Consider the following 19,132-nt stretch of genomic DNA (forward strand, 5'->3'; position numbering starts at 1 on the left):
TCTATCATCTGAAATTGCTTGAGCCTGAGACGCAGCTTGTGGATTAGTTGCGAACGGCACGATTGCCCTCGCGCATCTCATAAATGCTTCCGGGAAGATCAGGACGGCTGCCGTGGAAGACTTCGTTCACAAGCTCCGCCAATACGCCAAGTCTGGCACTCCGGCTGAGCGGCGCATCGCCAAATATTTCGCGGAACACTTGAACGATTTGCCGTTCGAGACCGCTGCATCAGTCGCCGATCGACTGGATCTTAGCCCGATGACGGTGGGACGCTTTTTGCGCGCGCTCGGCTACCAGGGCCTGGATAGCGTCAAGATCCACATACGCGACACGACGACGATTTCGCCGACTCAACTGCAGGCGTCGCTGACCGAACTGCAAACCGATGCGTCGGCCGGCAAGCCATTGGCTGTGCTTGTCTCGGAGCAGATCCAGGCGCTTCACTACATCTATCATCTGACCGGCCAGCAGCAATGGAAAGAGGCCGTCTCGATGATCGGCGCAGCCCGGGAAGTTTATATTGCCACACATGCACGGATGTCCGGCTTTGCATCACACTTCGGTCAACGGTTGACCGAAGCCCGCGATGGCGTGCAGGCGCTGGATGGTACCGGGAGCCGCTTTGCCGAGCTTTTCGCTCGGATTGACGGCAACGACGCGCTTCTCATTGTCGTCGATTGTCGTCGTTTCGGAAAGGCCCGCCTGCTGGTGCGTACCGCACGGCGTTATGGATACAAGGTCCTCCTGATCACGGCTCAGGGCTCGAACTGGATTCCGGACCAGGCCAACCTCGCTCTGACCTTGCCACCGCCTCGCACGGCGGATGACGACAACTTGCCATCGCTGGTGGCCCTGCTCGACTGCCTCGCAAAGGCCGTCATCGCCGACGCAGGCGAGGAAGCCGTTGCCCGCGGCCGGCGTATGGCCGAATTTGGTGGCATCATGGGCGAAAGCGGCACGCGATAGAGCTACTCCATCGCTTCCAGTTCCGCGCGATGACGATACATCGCTAGCAGCCGACGGTACTCCCGGTCGTAGAGTGGCTGCTTGGCGACATCGGGTGATCGTTCCTCGCCGCCAGGATACATGGCAGTGCCGGCCGCCGCGAGATCACTGTACAAACCGCAGGCCACCGATGCCGCCATCGCGGTGCCAAGAAGCACCGCTTCATTCATTTTGGGCACGACAACCTTGCAGCCGGTAGCATCCGAATAGAGCTCCATCAGCACCGGATTTTTCACATGCCCGCCGGCGACATGAAGCGTGTCGGGCGCATAGCCATATGCCTTCATTTGCTGGAGGATGTGGCGGATGCCGAGTGCGATCGCTACCGCAGTGCGCCAGTAAAGCGCGCAAAGCCCATCGAAGGACGTGTCGAGAGTGAGGCCGCTGACGGCGCCGACCGCATGAGGATCGGCGAGCGGCGATCGATTGCCGTGAAAATCCGGCAGCACAAAGAGGCGAGCACCGAATGCGGCGCCCTCTTCAGTGCGCAGCTGTGCGATGCGCGAGACGATCTTCTGATGCAGTACCGCCGTCGGCTCGCCACCGGCTGCATGCATGCGAACAATGTGATCGAGCAGCGCGCCAGTCGCGGACTGGCCCGCTTCGACGAGCCATGAACCGGGAAACACGGTCTCATAGTAAGGCCCCCACATGCCGTGGCTAGGCCTTCGCTCCCGCGAGAACGAGACGATGCAGCTGGACGTGCCGGCAATAAGCGCCAGCTGGCGCTCCAGGAGATCGGGATCGTGCGCATTGCCACCAAGCGTGCCGAGCGCACCGGCATAGGCATCGACCATACCCGCCGACACATGGCATTCGGTCGTCAGGCCGAGCGCCGATGCCGCTTCCTGCGTCAGCGTTCCGACGCTTTGACCGACCGGAACCGACTCGGCCGGCAGACTGCCGCGCTCGAGCAGATCGGACAGACCGATCCGCTCGAGAAAGTCATGCTGCCACCCGTTCTCGAGATGCGCGAGATAATTCCACTTCGCCGTCAACGTGCAACGCGACCGCGCCAGCGACCCCGTTGCCTTCCAGGTCATGAAATCCGACAAGTCGAACAGATAACCGGTATTGGTCCAGGTGCCGGGTAGCTTCCGCTTCAGCCACATCAGCTTCGGCATTTCCATCTCCGGCGACATGAAATGCCCCGAATGCTCAAGGACCGCATGTCCGGTCGCGGTGCAGAAGTCGGCTTCCCTCAGTGCGCGATGATCGAGCCAGACAATCGTGTCGAAGCGTCGTTCTCCGCCTGTTGAAACGCTGATCTGCCCGCCATCGATATCGCGGACCACGAGGGAACAGGTCGCATCGAACCCGATCGCACCGACCGATGCGGGCGGCGCGCCGGATTGCTCCATGGCTTTGCGCACCGCGATGCAGACGGCGGACCATATGTCTTCGGAATCGTGCTCGGCATGGTTTTCACGCGGCCGGTTCATGATGATCGGGTGCTCGGCCTTGCCCAGCAGCAGGCCACGGGCGTCGAAAACGCCGGCGCGCGCACTGCCCGTGCCGATATCGACCGCGACCACATGCTGAGGCATTAAAGGTGCATCCCGTCCTGATTATGTTTTCGGACAAGGTGTATCAAATCCGGCATCGCGTCAAACACCGCCTCGGGCGATAACCGGTCAAGTTCAGCACGATAGCCGGGGAAATTGGCGTGCGAGCCGCCCGTGAAGGCAAACACCGTCATCCCGGCCGCCTTGGCGGCTTCGATGCCGGCTGGACTGTCTTCAATGACCACGCAATTGACTGGATCGACATGCATTTCGCGTGCCGCATGCAGGAAGAGATCCGGTGCCGGCTTGCCATGCCTGACCATCGTCGCGCTGAAAATATTCGGCAGCCGGTCGATCAGGCCGGTGACCGTCAGCGACAGCCGGATACGTTCGACCTGACTGGAGGAGGCCACGCAACAAGGAATGTCAAGCTCGTCGATGGTTGCCGCAATGCCGTCGATCGCCTTCAACTCCTTGCGAAAACGGGCGTACAGATCGGTGCGGATCTGTTCGAGGAACGCATCGCCGGGATGAACCTTGTATTCGTTTTTCATCGTATCGATAACGGTTGCAAGGCTGCGTCCGAGGAAGCGTCCATAGACCTCATCCTCGGTGATCGGCACTCCGAGATCGTTCATCGCCTTGACGAGGACGCTGACCGAAATTGGCTCGCTGTCGACCAGAACGCCGTCGCAATCGAAAATGACCAGCCGTGTTTCAGCGTCAGCCATGGGAGACCCAATCAAAGTGTGATGCGCGCCGCGCGCCGCGTGCAGCGGCACCCGCGCCGCAATTCCATCCTTACACCGCGAGCTTGTCGTCGAGATAGATCTGCAGGGTCTCGCGTGTGCCCTTTTCCCACAGAGTTTTCAGGGCGTGCGAGAAGCGTTTCCGGAAGAGCTCAGACTTCGCCACCTCTCCAAAAATGTCGTCGAAAGCGAGGAAGGCCATTGGATCGGCCTTGGCTTTCAGCGCCGCGGCATGCAAGCGGTCGGCGCTGGCATCGTTGAAGACGATGTCCTTGCCGCTGTCGGTCTTCCCGGCGAAATAGCGGCACCACAGTGCCGAGACCAACGCGAGGCCGACGACGTCCCGACCCTTGTTCAGATTGTCGAGCGTCGAAGGAAGAATGAATTTCGGTTGGCGGTTGGAGCCGTCCTGCGCCAGACGCGGGATGGTGTCGGCGATCTTCGGATTGAGAAGCCGATGCTCGATCAGCGCGAAATAGTCCGTCAGCGAGGTATTCGGAACCGGCGGAACGATCGGGATGATCTCATCCTTTTCAAGCTTTGCGAGGAAGGCCCGGATCAACGGGTCTTCCATCGCGCCATGGACGAAGTGGATATCCATCAACGCGGCCGGATAGGCGATTGCCGCATGGCCGCCGTTCAGGATGCGGATTTTCATGTGCTCATAGGGCGTCACGTCGGGAACGAAGGTCACGCCAACATTTTCCAGTGCCGGCCGGCCGGCTGTGAACTTGTCTTCCAGCACCCACTGCTTGAACTCTTCGCAATAGACCGGCCAATTGTCCTCGATGTCGAATGCATCCTTCAGCAGGTCGATCTCGCGTTGACCCGTCGCCGGTGTGATTCGGTCAACCATTGCGTTCGGGAAGGCGACATTGGCCTTGATCCAGTCGGCAAAGGCGGGATCTGAAAGGTTCGCCGTACCGACGACGGCATTCGCGGTCACGATGCCGTTGTGCGGAATGTTGTCGCACGACATCACGGTGAAAGGCACAAGGCCTTTGTCCTTGCGGGCTTTGAGGCCGGCGACGATCAGGCCGAACACCGTCTTCGGATCCGACGGGTTCCGACCGTCGGCTGCGATCGCGGGGTGCGACGGGTTGAATCTGCCCGAGGCATCAATGAAATAGCCACCCTCGGTGATCGTCATCGAAACGATACGGATCGTGGGATCGGCGAGTTGGGCGATGATCGTCTTGGAATCGCCAACCGGCAGAATGTCGATCATCGGCGCGGTAACGCGCGCCGCTGTCTTGTTGTTGTCCTGCTCGACAACCGTTGTCAGGAAGTCCTGGGCAGCGAGCTTCTCGCGCATGGCCGCATCGGATGGCAGGATGCCGGCGCCAATGATCGCCCAGTCGTAGGCCTGACCCTTGTTGAAAAGATCGTCGAGATAGATCGCCTGGTGGGCGCGGTGGAAATTCCCCACGCCGAAGTGCACGATACCCGCCGTCAGCGACGCACGCTGATAGGCCGGTATGGCGGCCGTCTTTGCCGCTTCGGAAAGCGTTGCCAGCGATAGTTTGCACGTCATGTCTCAGTCCTCTTGAAGGTCTCGAGGCCACCATGCAGCCCCGGTTTCGCGGCGCCGGGCACTGTTGTCCGGTGCACACTTGTCGTCCCAGCCCGCCGACCCGCGGCTCAGATGGCGAGGCCGTTTTCGCCAAACTTGTGAATGCGCGTCCTGTCCGGTGTCAGATAGACGGTGTCGCCCGCCCGTGCCGGGAAATTGCCGTCGCCCCGGGCCGTCATCTGGCCCAGTCCCTCGACGTCAACGTGCAGGAAGGTGTCCGAGCCAAGGTGCTCGGCGACAATCACCCTGCCCTTCCAGTCCCCGCTTTCGGTCGAAAGCAGCAAATGTTCGGGCCGAACTCCGATCGTGTGAGCACCTTGGGCGGCCGCAGTCTGGCCGGTGATGAAGTTCATCTTCGGCGAACCGATGAAGCCAGCAACGAACAGATTGCACGGCTTGCTGTAAAGCTCCAAAGGCGAGCCAACCTGCTCGACATTGCCCCGGTTCAGCACCACGATCTTGTCGGCCATCGTCATGGCCTCGACCTGGTCGTGGGTGACGTAGATCATCGTCGTTTTCAACTGCTGGTGCAGTTCGCTGATCTCAAGGCGCATGTTGACGCGGAGCGCGGCATCGAGGTTGGACAACGGCTCGTCGAACAGGAACGCCGAAGGCTTGCGCACAATGGCGCGGCCGATGGCGACGCGCTGGCGCTGGCCGCCCGAAAGCTGGCGCGGCTTGCGTTCCAGATAGTCTGTGAGGTTGAGTACCCGTGCCGCGTCGTTTACCTTGCGGTCGATCTCCGCCTTGTCCATGCCAGCCATCTTCAGCGGGAAGGCAATATTGTTGCGCACGCTCATATGCGGGTAGAGCGCATAGGATTGGAACACCATCGCCAGCCCTCGCTCGGACGGGATCGTCTCGGTGGCATTCTTGCCATCGATGACGATTTTGCCGCCGGTGACATCCTCGAGCCCGGCAATCAGTCGGAGCAGTGTGGACTTGCCACAACCCGACGGGCCAACGAAGACGACGAACTCGCCATCCTTGATCTCGAGGTCGATCGAAGGGATGACCTTGGCTTCGCCGAAGACCTTCGAAACTTTCTGAAGGGTAATGCTGCCCATGTTTCTCTCCCTTGTTTCTTATTTCACCGCGCCGAAAGTCAGGCCGCGGACGAGTTGTTTTTGGCTGAACCAGCCGAGGATCAGGATCGGGGCAATCGCCATGGTCGATGCTGCGGAAAGCTTGGCGTAAAACAGGCCTTCGGGGCTGGAATAAGAGGCAATGAAGGCCGTCAGCGGTGCTGCTTTTGAAGCGGTCAAGTTCAGCGTCCAGAAGGCCTCGTTCCATGCCAGGATGACGTTGAGAAGAAGCGTCGACGCAATACCCGGCACCGCCATCGGCGTCAGCACGTAGATGATTTCCTTGGCAAGCGAGGCGCCATCCATGCGGGCCGCTTCAAGGATCTCGCCAGGGATTTCCTTGAAGTAGGTATAGAGCATCCAGACGATGATCGGCAGGTTGATCAGCGTCAGGACGATCACCAGTCCCAGGCGGCTGTCCAGCAGGCCCGTGTTGCGGAACATCAGGTAGATCGGGATCAGCGCGCCGACCGGCGGCATCATCTTTGTCGACAGCATCCACATCAACACGTCCTTGGTCCGCTTGGTCGGCGAAAACGCCATGGCCCAAGCGGCCGGGATGGCGATAATCAGTCCGATCAGCGTCGAGCCGAACGAGATGATCACCGAGTTCATGAAGTGGCTCAGGTAGTTCGACCGCGACTGCACCTCCGCGTAGTTCTCCGTCGTCCAATGAAAGAAGAGGAACTGCGGTGGAGAGGCGATAGCATCGGCCTCCGTCTTGAAGCTCGTCAGGAACGTCCAAAGGATCGGAAAGAAGATCAGGATGCCGATCGTCCAGGCGATGGCGGTCATCACCACCTTGCGCTGGGTTGTGACTTTTCTAGCCATCTCAAGCCTCCAGATTCTTGCCGACAAGGCGGACAAGGAAGATCGCGACGATATTGGCAAGGATGACAGCGACGATACCACCCGCCGAAGCGCCGCCGATATCGAACTGCAGAAGCGCCTGCACATAGACCAGGTAGGTGAGGTTCGTGCTCTGCGTGCCGGGGCCGCCATTCGTGGTGACCAGGATTTCGGCAAACACGGAGAGCAGGAAGATCGTCTGGATCAGGATCACCACGGTGATGGCGCGCGCCATGTGCGGCAGGATGATGTAGATGAACTTCGAGATCGGGCCGGCGCCGTCCATCTCGGCGGCTTCCTTCTGCTCTTCGTCGAGCGACTGCAGCGCCGTGAGCATGATGAGTGTCGCAAAGGGCAACCATTGCCAGGCAACGATCAGGATGATCGAGAACAGGGGCGCATTTGCAAGCCAGTCAAAAGGCTGCAGACCGACCGCCTTGGCAAGATGCGCGAAGAGCCCGTTGACCGGGTTCATGAACATGTTTTTCCAGACGAGTGCGGCAACTGTCGGCATCACGAAGAAGGGTGCGATCACCAATATGCGCACGATCCCCTGACCATAGATGTCCTGGTCGAGCAGCAGCGCAAAAAGAATGCCGCCCACAACGGTGATCAGCAGAACGCCGAGCACCAGCAACAGCGTATTGATCAACGCCGCGAAGAATGCCGGATCCGTCAGGAAATACTGGTAGTTCAGGAAGCCGACGAAGGTTTCCATTCCCGGGTTGAGGAGATTGTAGTTCAGCAGCGAGAAATAGATCGTCATCGCGAGCGGGACGATCATCCACAGGAAGAGAAGCACAACGGACGGTGCGATCATCATTCGCGCTGCGGAGCGGGTGTGTAACGTTGCCATGGCGACGACCGATCATGTCAGGAGGGGTGAACGGCTGCAGGGCAGCTAAGCAAAAAAGAGGGCCGCCGACGCAATTCGGGCAAATCGGCGACCCAGATGGGCGGAGAGGTCAAACGCCCCGCCTTCTCAGGAGGTTATCACTTGATGTAGCCAGCCTTCGTCATTTCGCGGGTGGTCAGCTGCTGTGCGCTCTGCAGAGCCTGGTCGACCGAGACCTGGCCGGCAAGAGCTGCTGCGAACTGCTGGCCGACCGCCGTGCCGATGCCTTGGAATTCAGGAATGGCGACGAACTGGACACCGACATAGGGGACCGGCTTGACGGTCGGCTTGGTTGGATCCGCCGCGTTGATGCTCTCAAGTGTCATCTTCGCGAACGGTGCTGCCTTCTCGTACTCGGCGTTCGCATAAAGCGAAGAGCGAGTACCCGGAGGTGCATTCAGCCAGCCTTCCTTTTCGGCGACGAGGTTGGTGTAGTCCTTGCTCGTTGCCCAGGCGACGAACTTTTCAGCCGCTTCGACCTTCTGCGAGCCCGCCGGGATGGCGAGGTTCCAGGCCCAAAGCCAGTTGCCGCGCTTGCCGAGGCCTTTGTCCGGAGCCAGAGCGAAACCGACCTTGTCGGCGACGGTCGATTCCTTCGGGTTGCTGACGAAGGACGCAGCAACCGTCGCATCGATCCACATACCGCACTTACCCGTCTGGAAGAGCGCCAGGTTTTCGTTGAAGCCGTTTGACGAGGCACCGGGAGGGCCGGCTTCCTTCATCAGGTTGACGTAGAAGTTCAGTGTGTCCTTCCACTCCGGCTGATCGAACTGCGGCTTCCACTGTTCGTCGAACCAACGGGCGCCGAAGGAGTTCGACATAGCCGTCAGGAAGGCCATGTTCTCACCCCAGCCGGCCTTGCCGCGCAGGCAGATACCGTAGATTTCCTTGTCCTTGTTGGTGATCTTCTTCGCGGCGTCCGCGATGAAATCCCAGGTCGGTGCATCAGGCATCTTAAGGCCGGCAGCGTCGAACAGGTCCTTGCGGTACATGACCATCGAGCTTTCGCCGTAGAACGGCGCGGCATAGAGCTTGCCGTCCGTGGTCAGACCGCTGCGAATTGCCGGCAGCAGATCATCCGGATCGTAGTTGGCGCCAAGATTGTCGAGTGGCAGAAGCCAACCCTGCTTCGCCCAGATCGGAACTTCATAGGTACCGATGGTAAGCACGTCGTACTGGCCGCCCTTGGTCGCGATATCAGTCGTGACCTTCTGGCGCAGGACGTTCTCTTCGAGCGTTACCCACTCGAGATCAATACCTGGGTTCTTGGCCTTGAAGTCATCCGTCAGCTTCTGCATTCGGATCATGTCGCCGTTGTTCACGGTCGCGATTGTCAGCGTTTCGGCCGAAGCCATGCCGGCAAACGCCAGTGCCGAGCAGGCGCCCAGCAGAAAAGTTCTCAATGTCATATCTTCCTCCCAGAAGATGGATTGCGAGCATTCGCTTTGCTCATGGGCAATTACTCATCCTGGCGCAACAAAAGTCAATCACCAATCGTTGCTGCGACAGCGAAGAAAACAGCCATCAATTTGATTTCAAAAGAAAATATTTTTGCTCACGGCTTGAGCAAAAATTCAGCCGCTTCCTCGTCGGTGATCAGAGCGTTGATTTGATGTCCCGTCAAAGCAGCCTTGATCGCCTTGAATTTACGCTTTCCCTTGGCGATTCCGATCACCGTGGATGATTCGCGCGGGGGGATGGACGCAGAGGCGACACGCTCGTTGATCGGATTGTCGAGAAGCCGGCCTTCGCTGTCGAAAACCCATCCGCAGATCTCGCCGACGGCGCCGTTGCGCATCAACTCCATCATCTCGTCTTTCTCGAGGAATCCATCGACGCACAGAGGGCCATCGATGCCGAGTTCGCCGATACCGACGAAGGTGACATCGGCCTGAGCGCTCATTTCCAGCGTTGCGCGCACCAACTGCTGACCGTGCAGCGTCTCCCGTTCGTCGGCCGAGGTTACCAGAACCGGCAACGGCATCGGAAAATGCCGGGCCTTCACCGCATCCGCCATGCTGAAGATGACGTTGTAGTACGCTGCCGAGCCATCCGGCGCGATATTGCCGGTCAGCGATACGATGCGGTGGTTGGGACATTCGATTTTGGGAAGCTGGTCGACCGCCGCCTTCAGCGTCCGCCCCGTGCCGACCGCAACCACGATCGGGTCCGAGCGCTTCAGCCATCGCTCAATCTCGGCGGCCGCCGCCTCGGCGATGCCCACCGTCATCGAACCCGAGCCCGGATCACTCGGCACGACCTCCACGTGTTTCAGATTGAACTTCTTTCGCACGGCATTGGCTAGCTCGAGACAAGCGGCGATCGGATGGTCGAGCCGGACCTTGATCAGCCGCTCGGCGACGGCAAGCGAGACCAGTCGCTGAGCCGATTGTCGCGAAATTCCCATCGAGGCAGCAATCTCGTCCTGCGTTCGCCCAGCAACGTAGTAGAGCCAGCCGGCGCGCGCCGCGTCATCCAGTCGTCCCGGGGTCTCGGATCTCTTCACCATTAAAAGCTACCGTGCATGCTGGACCGGCGACCTGCCGGAGAAGTGACGTTCGGGTTCAAGTTGCGCCAGATGAAAACAGAATTCGGGCAAATGTCGAGTGCATTGAGAAAATGCACAATCGATTTTGAACGGTTGATGTTGGGGGAGAGCGTCATCGCACTGCCATCTTTGGCGAGGAAGCCTTGCTTGACCGAAGGTCCGGCCGCGCGCTAACTGTCGTTGAGGGAAAAACTGTGCGAATTCTGCTGGTTGAAGATGACAAGATGATCGGTGAGGCGGTGCGCGACCATGTCAAAGCCGCCAATCACGCCGTGGACTGGGTCCGTAATCTCGCCGACGCCGATGCAGCGGCCCGGCCGATCGACTACGGACTGATCCTCCTCGACTTGCAGCTTCCGGATGGGAGCGGCATCGACTTCCTTCGTCGTCTTCGCGCCCGCGACGCAAAAACGCCGGTGATTATCCTGACGGCTCGCGACCAGATCTCCGACCGCATCGAAGGTCTCAATGCCGGCGCGGACGACTATCTGGTGAAACCCTTCAATCTCGGCGAACTGGAAGCCCGCATCATGGCGGTGGCGCGCCGCTATGATGCCAACCCGCATCCTGTCCTGCGCATCTCGGACATCGAGATCGACCGCCCCTTGCACAAGCTCTCGGTGGCCGGAGAAACAATCATCCTGACGAGCCGCGAATGGGCGGTGCTCGACCTGTTGACAGCTCGTCCCGGCGCGATTGTTCCCAAGCTCCGCATCGAGGAAGCTCTCTACGCATTCGGCTCGGAGATCGAAAGCAACACCGTCGAAGTCTACGTCAGCCGATTGCGCAAGAAAATCGGCAAGGACCGAATCCGCACGGCGCGCGGCATCGGCTACACACTCGGATGAGGAAGAAATACGAGCGCAGCATCACCCGCCCGTTGATCCTCGCGCTGACGACGGTGATGGTCGTCTTCTGGCTCGCGGCGATCGGCCTCAGCTTCCGCGTGATGCAGCATGAATTCGCCGAAATTTTTGATAGTGCCCAGCAGGAAACGACACAGCGCCTGCTCGCTCTGATCCTGGACGATCTCAATCAAAGCACGGAAACCGACCCGCGCAGCGTTGCCATCCTAAATACGGCGGCGAGCCGCGAGTACCTGACATACCAGGTGCGCGATGCATCGGGACGGGTGGTGCTGCGCTCGAACGATGCTGCGGCCGAGCCCTTCGATGCACCGCTGGTGACCGGATTCCATGACACGCCCAATGCACGAATCTATACCGAAATGACGGCCGACGGCTCTCTGTTCCTACAGGTTGCCGATCGCTTCACCAACCGCCGCGAGGCTGTCCGCGAAAGCGCCGTGACACTGCTCATCCCTCTGATCGCACTGATCCCGGTGAGCATTTTTGCAATCTGGTTCCTCGTGGGACGTGCGCTCAAGCCAATCGATACGCTGCGGCAGGACATCGGGGCGAAGGACAGCGGCAACATGGCCGCCGTAAAGGGCAGCGATCTGCCCAGAGAACTGAAGCCGATCGCTCACTCCGTCAATCTCCTGCTCAGTCGTCTGCGCGCAGCACTCGAGGCGGAGCGCGAGTTCACTGCCAATAGCGCTCACGAACTCAGGACACCGATCGCCGGCGCACTTGCGCAGACCCAACGGCTTGCCGAGGAGCTTCCGCCTGGTATCGCGCGGACGCGGGCCGATCAGGTCGAGACTTCGCTCGTCAATCTCGGACGGCTGACCGAAAAACTGCTGCAACTCTCGCGTGCCGAAGCCGGCATCGGCGGCAGCGCGACGGCTGCCGACCTCCGTCCCGTCCTCGACATGATTGTCGCGGACTTTCAGCGCGACAGCCGTACACAAGGCAGACTGCTTTACTCCGCCAGACCGGGCGCGACGCTGATCCGCAACGCCGACATGGACGGTTTCGGCATTGTCACCCGCAATCTCATCGAAAACGCGCTGGTCCACGGCGACCCCGGCCTGCCGGTGACCGTCACGCTGGAAAGCGACGGCATCATTCGCATCATCAATGACGGGCCGGCGGTTCGCGAGATGGATATTGCCGCGCTCAAGAAGCGTTTTCGCCGGGGCGAGACCAGCGCCTCGGGCTCCGGACTGGGACTTGCGATCGCCGACCGTATCGTCTCGCAGATGGGCGGCACTCTGGAATTGCTGTCGCCGGCGAGTGGCGAGGCAACCGGCTTCGAGGCAAGAATAAGCCTGCCGGGCTGAGCCAGGAAATTGGCTTGCAAATTGGGCGGAACGGTGCGAGCAGACGCAGGGTCCATCGAACCGGTAGAAACCGAATGATCATCTCTTTCGACATCGGCGGCTCCGCCATCAAGGGTGGCGTGGCTCGCTCGGAAGCCGACATCACACCACTTGGCCGCCGCCCTACGCCAAGGGACGACTTCGACGCCTTTGTCGCAACGCTTCGCGATTTCATCGCCGAGGCTGGTCAACAACCGACCCGCCTTGCCTTCTCGATTGCCGGTGTCGTCGATCCCGACACGCAGCGGCTGACCTGCGCCAACATTCCTTGCATCCACGGTCGCAATCTCGCCGCGGACCTCGAAGCGGCACTCGGCCTACCAGTTCTCATTGCCAACGACGCCGATTGCTTCGCCATAGCGGAAGCGGGCCTGGGCGCTGGTCGCGGTCATCGCATCGTCCTCGGCGCCATCCTCGGCACCGGCGTCGGTGGCGGTCTTGTCGCGGATGGCCGACTGATCAACGAAGCGGGCGGCTTTGCCGGCGAATGGGGGCATGGGCCGATCCTCGCTTCGCATGCCGGGAACCCGCCCGTCGAGATCCCTGCCTACCCTTGTGGCTGTGGCCAGAAAGGCTGCGTCGACACCGTCGGTGGCGCCCGCGGCCTCGAACGCCTGCACAAGACCCTGCACAATCTGGATTTTTCCAGCGAGGAGATCATCGATGACTGGCTCAAGGGCGAGCCGCGAGCCGCGCGCACCATCGACGTCTTCATTGATCTCGTCGCCTCGCCCCTCGCACTGACGATCAACATCACGGGCGCGACCATTGTTCCGGTCGGCGGTGGTCTCTCCAACGTCGAACCGCTGCTTGCCGAACTCGACAGGGCTGTCAGGCAGCGGATCCTGCGCAAATTCGAGCGTCCGCTCGTCGTTTGCAGCGAATGCCGCGTTGAGCCGGGCCTGATTGGTGCAGCACTGCTGGGACTGAAGGCAGAGGCAGCCTGAGTCTCACCCAGTGACGAAAATGGCGCGATTTGCACCGCGCCATTTCCCATTTTCATTCGGCAGCCTGGGCCGGCGGATAGCGGTCGTCGGCGTCCTCGTCGTCGACGCTTGCCCGACCGGCATCGTCTTCGCCTTTCGCCTTCGGCTCCTTGCCGAAGAACAGAGCGTAGGCTGCCGGCAGAACCAGGATGGTCAGCACCGTCGCGACCAGGATGCCACCCATCATCGCGTAGGCGAGCGGCCCCCAGAAGACGCCGCGCGAGATCGGGATCAGCGCCAGCACCGCCGTCAGCGCCGTCAGCATGATCGGCCGGAAGCGCCGCACGGCGGCGCCGATGATCGCTTCCTGTCGGTCCATCCCCGCCTTGATATCCTGATCGATTTGGTCAACGAGGATGATCGAGTTGCGAATGATGATGCCGAGCAGGGCAATGACCCCGAGGATGGCGACAAATCCGAACGGTGCACCGCTGATCAGCAGCGCCGCAGCCGCCCCGATAATGCCGAGCGGGCCCGTTGCCAGAACCAGCATGGCCTTGCCGAAGTGCTGCAGCTGCGCCATCAGAAGCAGCACGATGACGACCAGCATGATCGGCGCCTTGGCGGCGATCGACGCCTGGCTCTCGGCCGCGTCCTCCGCCCCACCCTGGATCTCGATCTTGTAGCCGGCGGGCAGGCTGTCACGCAGTGGCTTCATGTCCGCATACATCTTCATGGCAACATCGTTGGGCTGCACGTCGTCAGGCAGCGTCGCGCGCACCGTGATCGTCGGCAGACGATCACGCCGCCACTCGATACCCTGCTCCAGCACCGGCACCACCTTGGCAACCTGCGAGACCGGAACGAAGCCGCCGAAGTCCGTCGGGACATAGACGGAGTTCACGGCGGACAACAGCGAACGGCTGGCATCCGGCTCGCGCGCGACGATCGACACCGTCTCCTCGCCGTCCCGGAAGTCGTCGAGCGGCGCACCGGACACGGCGGTCTGCAGCATCTGGCGGACGCGCTGAGAGGTGACGCCGAGCGCGCGGGCACGGTCCTGGTCGATCACCAGCTTCATCGCAGGCACCGGCTCCAGCCAGTCGTCGTGAATTGCGCCGAGCTGCGGATTGGCCTGGAACTTTGCCTTCACCTCGTCGGCGATCTTCCGCACCTCCTGGCGGTCCGGCCCCATGATCCGCATCTGCACCGGCCAGCCCGTCGGCGGGCCGAGGAAGAGACGATCGACCTTGCCGCGGATATCAGGGAAATCTTCCGCAAGAATTGCGCGCAACTTGACGATCATCCGCTCGCGGGCCGGCTCGTCATTCGCCATGACCAGAAGCTGTGCGAAATTCGGATTGCGAAGCTGCTGATCGAGCGGCAGGAAGAAGCGCGGTGCGCCCTCGCCGATATAGGTGGCGACGAACTTCTTGTCCTTGTCGTCCATTATCTTGGCTTCCAGCGCCTTCGCCTGTATCTCGACCTCCTTGATGCTGGTGCCTTCCGGCAGCCAGAGATCGACGAGGATTTCGGGGCGCGACGATTGCGGGAAGAAGTTCTGCGGGATGAACTGGAAGGCCCAGAGGCTGGTCGCAAAGGTCATCAGCGTCATGGCAATGACGATGATGCGATGGCGCACGGCCCAGCCGACCGTTGCCCGAAGACGTCGATAGAAGCGCGTATCGAAGACATCGTGATGCTCGCCCGCATGGTGGCGCTGCTTCAGGATCATGTAGCCAAGCCAAGGCGTGAAGTAGACCGCGACGAACCACGATACGACCAGCGCAATGCCGACGACGTAGAACAGCGAACGCACATATTCGCCGGCGGTCGATGCCGCGAAACCGACAGGAATGAAGCCCGCCGTGGTGATCAGCGTACCGGTCAGCATCGGGAAAGCGGTCGAGGAATAGGCGAAGCTCGCCGCGTCGATCTTGACGAGCCCCTCCTCCAGCTTTCGTTCCATTAATTCGACGACAATCATGGCGTCGTCGACCAGGAGGCCCAGCGCAATGATCAGGGCGCCGAGCGAGATGCGCTGCAGATCGATGCCGAGTTCGTACATGATGGCGAAGGTCGCAGCCAACACCAGCGGAATGGCGATCGCAATCACCAGGCCAGAGCGCCAGCCGATCGACAGGAACGAAACGATCAGCACGATCACCAACGCTTCGCCGAGCGCATGCATGAACTCGCTGACAGCATCGGTCACGACATCCGGCTGGTTGGAAATCTGATCGACGGCAACGCCATAGGGCAGCGATTCCTCGAAGCGCTGGTATGTCGCCTCGACGTCCTTGCCGACATCGGTGACCTTGAAACCCTTGGCCATGACGACGCCGACCTGGACGCTCTCGTGACCGTTGAAGCGATACTTGCGCTGGTATGGATCCTCAAGGCCGGAGTATACGGTGGCGATATCGCCGAGACGTGTCACCTGGCCGCCTGAGCGCAGTCGCAGTTCGCGGATATCCGCAGCCTTCGTGACATCGCCTTCAACGGCAATCCGGACCGAGCGGGTTCCGGTGTCCACCGAGCCCGCCGGGTCGACGTTGTTCTGGCCCTTGATGGCGTTTTGCAGATCAAGGACCGTGAGCCCTCGCTCGGCCAGTGCCTTGGACGAGACGTCGATGTAGAGTTTTTCCGGCTGGTCGCCGATGATAACGGCCTTCTCGACGCCCGGCGTCGTCAACAGCATGTCGCGCGCCTTGATCGCGAATTTCTTCAGTTCGGGATAGCTGTAGCCATCGCCGCTGATCGATTGCAGCGTGATGAACGTGTCACCGAACTCGTCGTTGAAATAGGGGCCGCGCAGGCCCTGCGGCAGTTCGTTGGAAATATCGCCGACCTTCTTGCGCACCTGATAGAAGGCATCCGCGACCTGGTTCGCATTGGTGTCACCCTTTACCTGCAAGGTAATGATCGCGCTGCCGGCACGCGTGTAGGATTTGACCCAATCGATATGCGGCGTTTCCTGCAGCTTGCGCTCGATCTTGTTGACTACCTGATCTTCCATTTCCTGGATCGACGCGCCCGGCCACACGGCCTGCACCACCATGACGCGGAAGGTGAAGTCAGGATCCTCCTTCTGTCCCATACGCATCAGGCCAAGCACGCCGGTAATCAGGATCAGGCCGAACAGGAAGCGCGCGATGCTCGGATGCCCGATTGCCCATCGCGACAGGTTGAAGGGCCGTTTTTCTGTGGTGGAATTGTCCATGGTCCCGTTCCCCTCTCTTGTCCGCGCCTAGCGAATGATGTCGCCGGTTTCGACAGACGCCGACTGCTGGTCTGGCAGCTTGACCTTGAGGTTCTCCGTCATGAACTGCGTCCCCGCGGAAACGACGAGATCGCCGGTCTTCAGGCCATCGGAAACATTGACCCCATTGCCGGTGAAGTCCCCGACCGTGATGTCACGCGCATGGACGGTCTGCGCGTCGCGGTCGACCACCCAGACGATCTTCTTGCCATCCCTCTCGGCCAACGCCGCAAGTGGTATCGCGACGTGGGTTTTCGCATTGCTGACTTCGGCTTCGATCGTCGCCGTCATCCCAAGCAGAACGCGATCGTCGTTGGGAAGGCTGACGCGAACCGCAAACGTGCGCGACTGCGCATCGGCACTGCCGGAGACTTCCCGCACCTTGCCGTCGAGCACGAGTTTGCTGTCGGACCAGAAGCTTGCCTTCACGGCCTTGGCCGGCTTGAATTCCGCGATGTCATTTTCCGGCACCGCGATCTGCACTTCCTTTTCGCCATCGAGCGCGACGGCAGCAACCGGGGTCCCCGCGGCGACGACCGTGCCTGCATCGGCGCTGATTGCCGTAACGATGCCGGCCTGATCGGCCCTGAGCTCCGTATAGGTCACCTGGTTTTTGGTCTGGTCCAGCGAGGATGCCGCAGCATCGCGCGTCGACACCGCCTGGTCGTAGCTCAACGAGGCCTGTTCCATCTGGGACTTGGCGGTGACGCTCTTGTCGAAGAGCTGCCGCGCTCGCTTGTTGGCAAGATCCGCAGTGGCAACACCCTTTTCGGCAGCCGCGAGATTGGCTTCGGCGGTCTTTACCGCGAGCTCGTAGTCGGTGGGATCCATGCGCGCAACCAGATCGCCTGGCTTGACGCGATCGCCGATATTGACCAGCCGTTCAGTGATCTTTCCGGCAACGCGGAAGCCGAGATTCATCTCGACACGCGACTTCACGGCGCCCGAATAGTCGATCGCGCGCGTGTCGCCAGCCTTGGCGATCTCCACCACCTTGACCGGCCGCAGTATTTCCTTCGTCTCTTCTTTCTTCTCATCGCTGCAGCCGGAAAGGGCGAGCGTAGCTGCGCCGAAGAGCGCAAAAATGACAACGGACGGCAACTTGACTGTCTTCAGCGAAATCATATTTCGCACTCCCGAAATCGTTTGTGTTTGAGGTGCGCGGCGGCTTTGCCGTCGGGCTATTTCTTCAGCGCCCTGATCGAAAAATCGATCAGTTCATCCACCGTCGCGCGGTTGGTCTTGGCAAGGCATTGAGCCACCATCTGTGGGTGGCAGAGCGTGACCGTTGCGGCGCCAAAGCAACGCGATGCAACGGCAGGATCCTGTTCGGCGAATTCGCCGGCCTCGATCCCTTCGCGGATTACCTCCGCAAGCAGATCGTGAATGCTGTCGATATGCTTTTCGATGACGTGCCAGTCGCGCTCGATGGCGACGACCACCATCTCGTGGACTTTCTCCTGATCGAGCATGGTCTCTACCGTCATCTCGTACTGCCCGCGTACAAAACGACTGAGGCGCTCGGAAGGACTGATGGGCAGATGGCAGACCTGGTAGGCCTGCTCATAGCCCGCAGCAAGCATCCGGCCGCAGACGGCCTGGTGGATTTCAACCTTCGATGCGAAGAACCGGTAGACGTTGGCCGGCGACATCCCGAGATCGCGGGCAACATCTGCAACCGTCGTCTTGGAGTAGCCATAGTGACGGAACAGCCGCTCGGCAGCATCGAGAATACGCGTTACATTCTCCTGCCTGGTCAATTCCAGAGCATTTTCCGCAATGTCATTCATGGGCTTCCGCACACCTGGCTTACGACTGACGATTTTTGAATTTCGTCAGTCGTAAGCCATCAGAGACCCTAAGTCAATCAGTTGCGATGCAGCAGAAAGTGCCCGTTCGCTGGAGGAAGCGCCGGATAAGGAAGAGCTGCCAAAAAGAAATTGTTTGGATGCCGCGATGGGCTCGTCCCGGACAGGACAAGCGAAGATCGCTTCAAGGAAGGAATTGGTTGCAAGATGACTGTGCCGCGACACTGAAAGCCGCGGCACACAAAATCACGGGAGGTATCACCGATCAGGCAAGCTTGACGTCGAGCGAGATCGGAACAGCCGAAAGCGCCTTTGAAACCGGGCAACCCGCCTTTGCCTTGTTGGCAAGCTCGGTGAACGTCGCTGCGTCTGTGCCGGGGATGCTGCCGGTCAGCGAGAGATGGATGGCGGTGATCGCAAAACCTCCCTCGACGCTTTCCAGCGTAACCTTCGCCGTCGTCTCCATGCTGGTCGCCTTCAAACCGGCCTCATCGAGGATCAGCGACAGCGCCATGGTGAAGCAGCCGGCGTGAGCGGCGCCGATCAGTTCTTCCGGATTGGTGCCGGGAACACCCTCGAAGCGGCTGGCAAAACCGTATGGATAGGATTTGAGCGCGCCACTCTGGGTCGAGATTTGCCCCTTGCCGTCCTTGAGGCCACCGGACCACTGCGCTGAGCCTGTGCGATTGATCTGCATGCCGT

Annotated in this window: 16 protein-coding genes; 4 read left to right on the forward strand and 12 right to left on the reverse strand. The window is 60.5% G+C overall.

Annotated elements, in window-relative coordinates:
- Nucleotides 1–112: 112 nt before the first annotated feature.
- On the forward strand, nt 113–967 hold the full coding sequence (locus tag ASC90_RS22880) for a MurR/RpiR family transcriptional regulator (protein WP_056545584.1): 855 nt from the start codon (nt 113–115) through the stop codon (nt 965–967).
- A gap of 2 nt (nt 968–969) precedes the next feature.
- Here ASC90_RS22880 and ASC90_RS22885 read toward each other — a convergent pair whose 3' ends face one another.
- The 8 genes from ASC90_RS22885 to ASC90_RS22920 form a co-directional block, all read right to left on the reverse strand.
- Nucleotides 970–2,553 (reverse strand): FGGY-family carbohydrate kinase, encoded by a 1,584-nt coding sequence (locus ASC90_RS22885; RefSeq protein WP_056545589.1) that lies wholly within the window; start codon nt 2,551–2,553, stop codon nt 970–972.
- Nucleotides 2,553–3,242: an HAD family hydrolase gene (locus ASC90_RS22890; RefSeq protein WP_056545590.1), complete on the reverse strand. Its 690-nt coding sequence runs from the start codon at nt 3,240–3,242 to the stop codon at nt 2,553–2,555. Before ASC90_RS22890 ends, ASC90_RS22885 begins: the two co-directional genes overlap by 1 nt.
- Nucleotides 3,243–3,312: 70 nt before the next feature.
- On the reverse strand, nt 3,313–4,794 hold the full coding sequence (locus tag ASC90_RS22895) for a mannitol dehydrogenase family protein (protein WP_056545591.1): 1,482 nt from the start codon (nt 4,792–4,794) through the stop codon (nt 3,313–3,315).
- Between the two features lie 107 nt (nt 4,795–4,901).
- Nucleotides 4,902–5,900: an ABC transporter ATP-binding protein gene (locus tag ASC90_RS22900; RefSeq protein ID WP_056545592.1), complete on the reverse strand. Its 999-nt coding sequence runs from the start codon at nt 5,898–5,900 to the stop codon at nt 4,902–4,904.
- 18 nt (nt 5,901–5,918) lie between these two features.
- Nucleotides 5,919–6,749, reverse strand: coding sequence for a carbohydrate ABC transporter permease (locus ASC90_RS22905; RefSeq protein ID WP_056545593.1), 831 nt, complete (start codon nt 6,747–6,749; stop codon nt 5,919–5,921).
- A gap of 1 nt (nt 6,750) precedes the next feature.
- On the reverse strand, nt 6,751–7,623 hold the full coding sequence (locus ASC90_RS22910; RefSeq protein WP_056545594.1) for a sugar ABC transporter permease: 873 nt from the start codon (nt 7,621–7,623) through the stop codon (nt 6,751–6,753).
- A 137-nt stretch (nt 7,624–7,760) separates the two neighbouring features.
- Nucleotides 7,761–9,071 (reverse strand): sugar ABC transporter substrate-binding protein, encoded by a 1,311-nt coding sequence (locus tag ASC90_RS22915; protein WP_056545595.1) that lies wholly within the window; start codon nt 9,069–9,071, stop codon nt 7,761–7,763.
- A 146-nt stretch (nt 9,072–9,217) separates the two neighbouring features.
- On the reverse strand, nt 9,218–10,171 hold the full coding sequence (locus ASC90_RS22920; RefSeq protein ID WP_056545596.1) for a sugar-binding transcriptional regulator: 954 nt from the start codon (nt 10,169–10,171) through the stop codon (nt 9,218–9,220).
- 233 nt (nt 10,172–10,404) lie between these two features.
- Between ASC90_RS22920 and ASC90_RS22925 the strand changes: the two genes are divergently transcribed.
- From ASC90_RS22925 to ASC90_RS22935, 3 genes are all read left to right on the forward strand, one after another.
- The gene (locus tag ASC90_RS22925; protein WP_056545597.1) at nt 10,405–11,058 is read left to right on the forward strand and encodes a response regulator transcription factor; all 654 of its coding nucleotides are present in this window, start codon (nt 10,405–10,407) and stop codon (nt 11,056–11,058) included.
- Nucleotides 11,055–12,395: a HAMP domain-containing sensor histidine kinase gene (locus ASC90_RS22930; protein ID WP_056545598.1), complete on the forward strand. Its 1,341-nt coding sequence runs from the start codon at nt 11,055–11,057 to the stop codon at nt 12,393–12,395. The genes ASC90_RS22925 and ASC90_RS22930 overlap by 4 nt, the downstream gene beginning before the upstream one ends.
- A 74-nt stretch (nt 12,396–12,469) precedes the next feature.
- Complete coding sequence (locus tag ASC90_RS22935; protein ID WP_056545599.1) at nt 12,470–13,381, forward strand: ROK family protein; 912 nt, start codon at nt 12,470–12,472, stop codon at nt 13,379–13,381.
- 52 nt (nt 13,382–13,433) lie between these two features.
- Here ASC90_RS22935 and ASC90_RS22940 read toward each other — a convergent pair whose 3' ends face one another.
- The 4 genes from ASC90_RS22940 to ASC90_RS22955 all read right to left on the reverse strand — a co-directional run bounded on the left by ASC90_RS22940 (nt 13,434) and on the right by ASC90_RS22955 (nt 19,127).
- A complete protein-coding gene (locus tag ASC90_RS22940) occupies nt 13,434–16,583 on the reverse strand; it encodes an efflux RND transporter permease subunit (RefSeq protein WP_056545600.1) in 3,150 nt (1,049 codons plus the stop codon).
- A gap of 27 nt (nt 16,584–16,610) precedes the next feature.
- Complete coding sequence (locus tag ASC90_RS22945; RefSeq protein WP_056545601.1) at nt 16,611–17,747, reverse strand: efflux RND transporter periplasmic adaptor subunit; 1,137 nt, start codon at nt 17,745–17,747, stop codon at nt 16,611–16,613.
- A gap of 56 nt (nt 17,748–17,803) precedes the next feature.
- Complete coding sequence (locus ASC90_RS22950; RefSeq protein ID WP_056545607.1) at nt 17,804–18,412, reverse strand: TetR family transcriptional regulator; 609 nt, start codon at nt 18,410–18,412, stop codon at nt 17,804–17,806.
- Nucleotides 18,413–18,695: 283 nt separating this feature from the next.
- Complete coding sequence (locus ASC90_RS22955) at nt 18,696–19,127, reverse strand: OsmC family protein (RefSeq protein ID WP_056545608.1); 432 nt, start codon at nt 19,125–19,127, stop codon at nt 18,696–18,698.
- Nucleotides 19,128–19,132: the final 5 nt, after the last annotated feature.

Source organism: Rhizobium sp. Root1220 (assembly GCF_001426265.1).
In the GTDB taxonomy this organism is placed as follows: domain Bacteria; phylum Pseudomonadota; class Alphaproteobacteria; order Rhizobiales; family Rhizobiaceae; genus Rhizobium.

Coding starts and splice junctions, on each gene's coding strand:
- ASC90_RS22950 (WP_056545607.1), bottom strand. CDS start 18,412: ATGAATGACATTGCGGAAAATGCTCTGGAATTGACCAGGCAGGAGAAT.
- ASC90_RS22920 (WP_056545596.1), bottom strand. CDS start 10,171: ATGGTGAAGAGATCCGAGACCCCGGGACGACTGGATGACGCGGCGCGC.
- ASC90_RS22915 (WP_056545595.1), bottom strand. CDS start 9,071: ATGACATTGAGAACTTTTCTGCTGGGCGCCTGCTCGGCACTGGCGTTT.
- ASC90_RS22935 (WP_056545599.1), top strand. CDS start 12,470: ATGATCATCTCTTTCGACATCGGCGGCTCCGCCATCAAGGGTGGCGTG.
- ASC90_RS22955 (WP_056545608.1), bottom strand. CDS start 19,127: ATGCAGATCAATCGCACAGGCTCAGCGCAGTGGTCCGGTGGCCTCAAG.
- ASC90_RS22930 (WP_056545598.1), top strand. CDS start 11,055: ATGAGGAAGAAATACGAGCGCAGCATCACCCGCCCGTTGATCCTCGCG.
- ASC90_RS22885 (WP_056545589.1), bottom strand. CDS start 2,553: ATGCCTCAGCATGTGGTCGCGGTCGATATCGGCACGGGCAGTGCGCGC.
- ASC90_RS22940 (WP_056545600.1), bottom strand. CDS start 16,583: ATGGACAATTCCACCACAGAAAAACGGCCCTTCAACCTGTCGCGATGG.
- ASC90_RS22900 (WP_056545592.1), bottom strand. CDS start 5,900: ATGGGCAGCATTACCCTTCAGAAAGTTTCGAAGGTCTTCGGCGAAGCC.
- ASC90_RS22890 (WP_056545590.1), bottom strand. CDS start 3,242: ATGGCTGACGCTGAAACACGGCTGGTCATTTTCGATTGCGACGGCGTT.
- ASC90_RS22895 (WP_056545591.1), bottom strand. CDS start 4,794: ATGACGTGCAAACTATCGCTGGCAACGCTTTCCGAAGCGGCAAAGACG.
- ASC90_RS22905 (WP_056545593.1), bottom strand. CDS start 6,749: ATGGCTAGAAAAGTCACAACCCAGCGCAAGGTGGTGATGACCGCCATC.
- ASC90_RS22945 (WP_056545601.1), bottom strand. CDS start 17,747: ATGATTTCGCTGAAGACAGTCAAGTTGCCGTCCGTTGTCATTTTTGCG.
- ASC90_RS22910 (WP_056545594.1), bottom strand. CDS start 7,623: ATGGCAACGTTACACACCCGCTCCGCAGCGCGAATGATGATCGCACCG.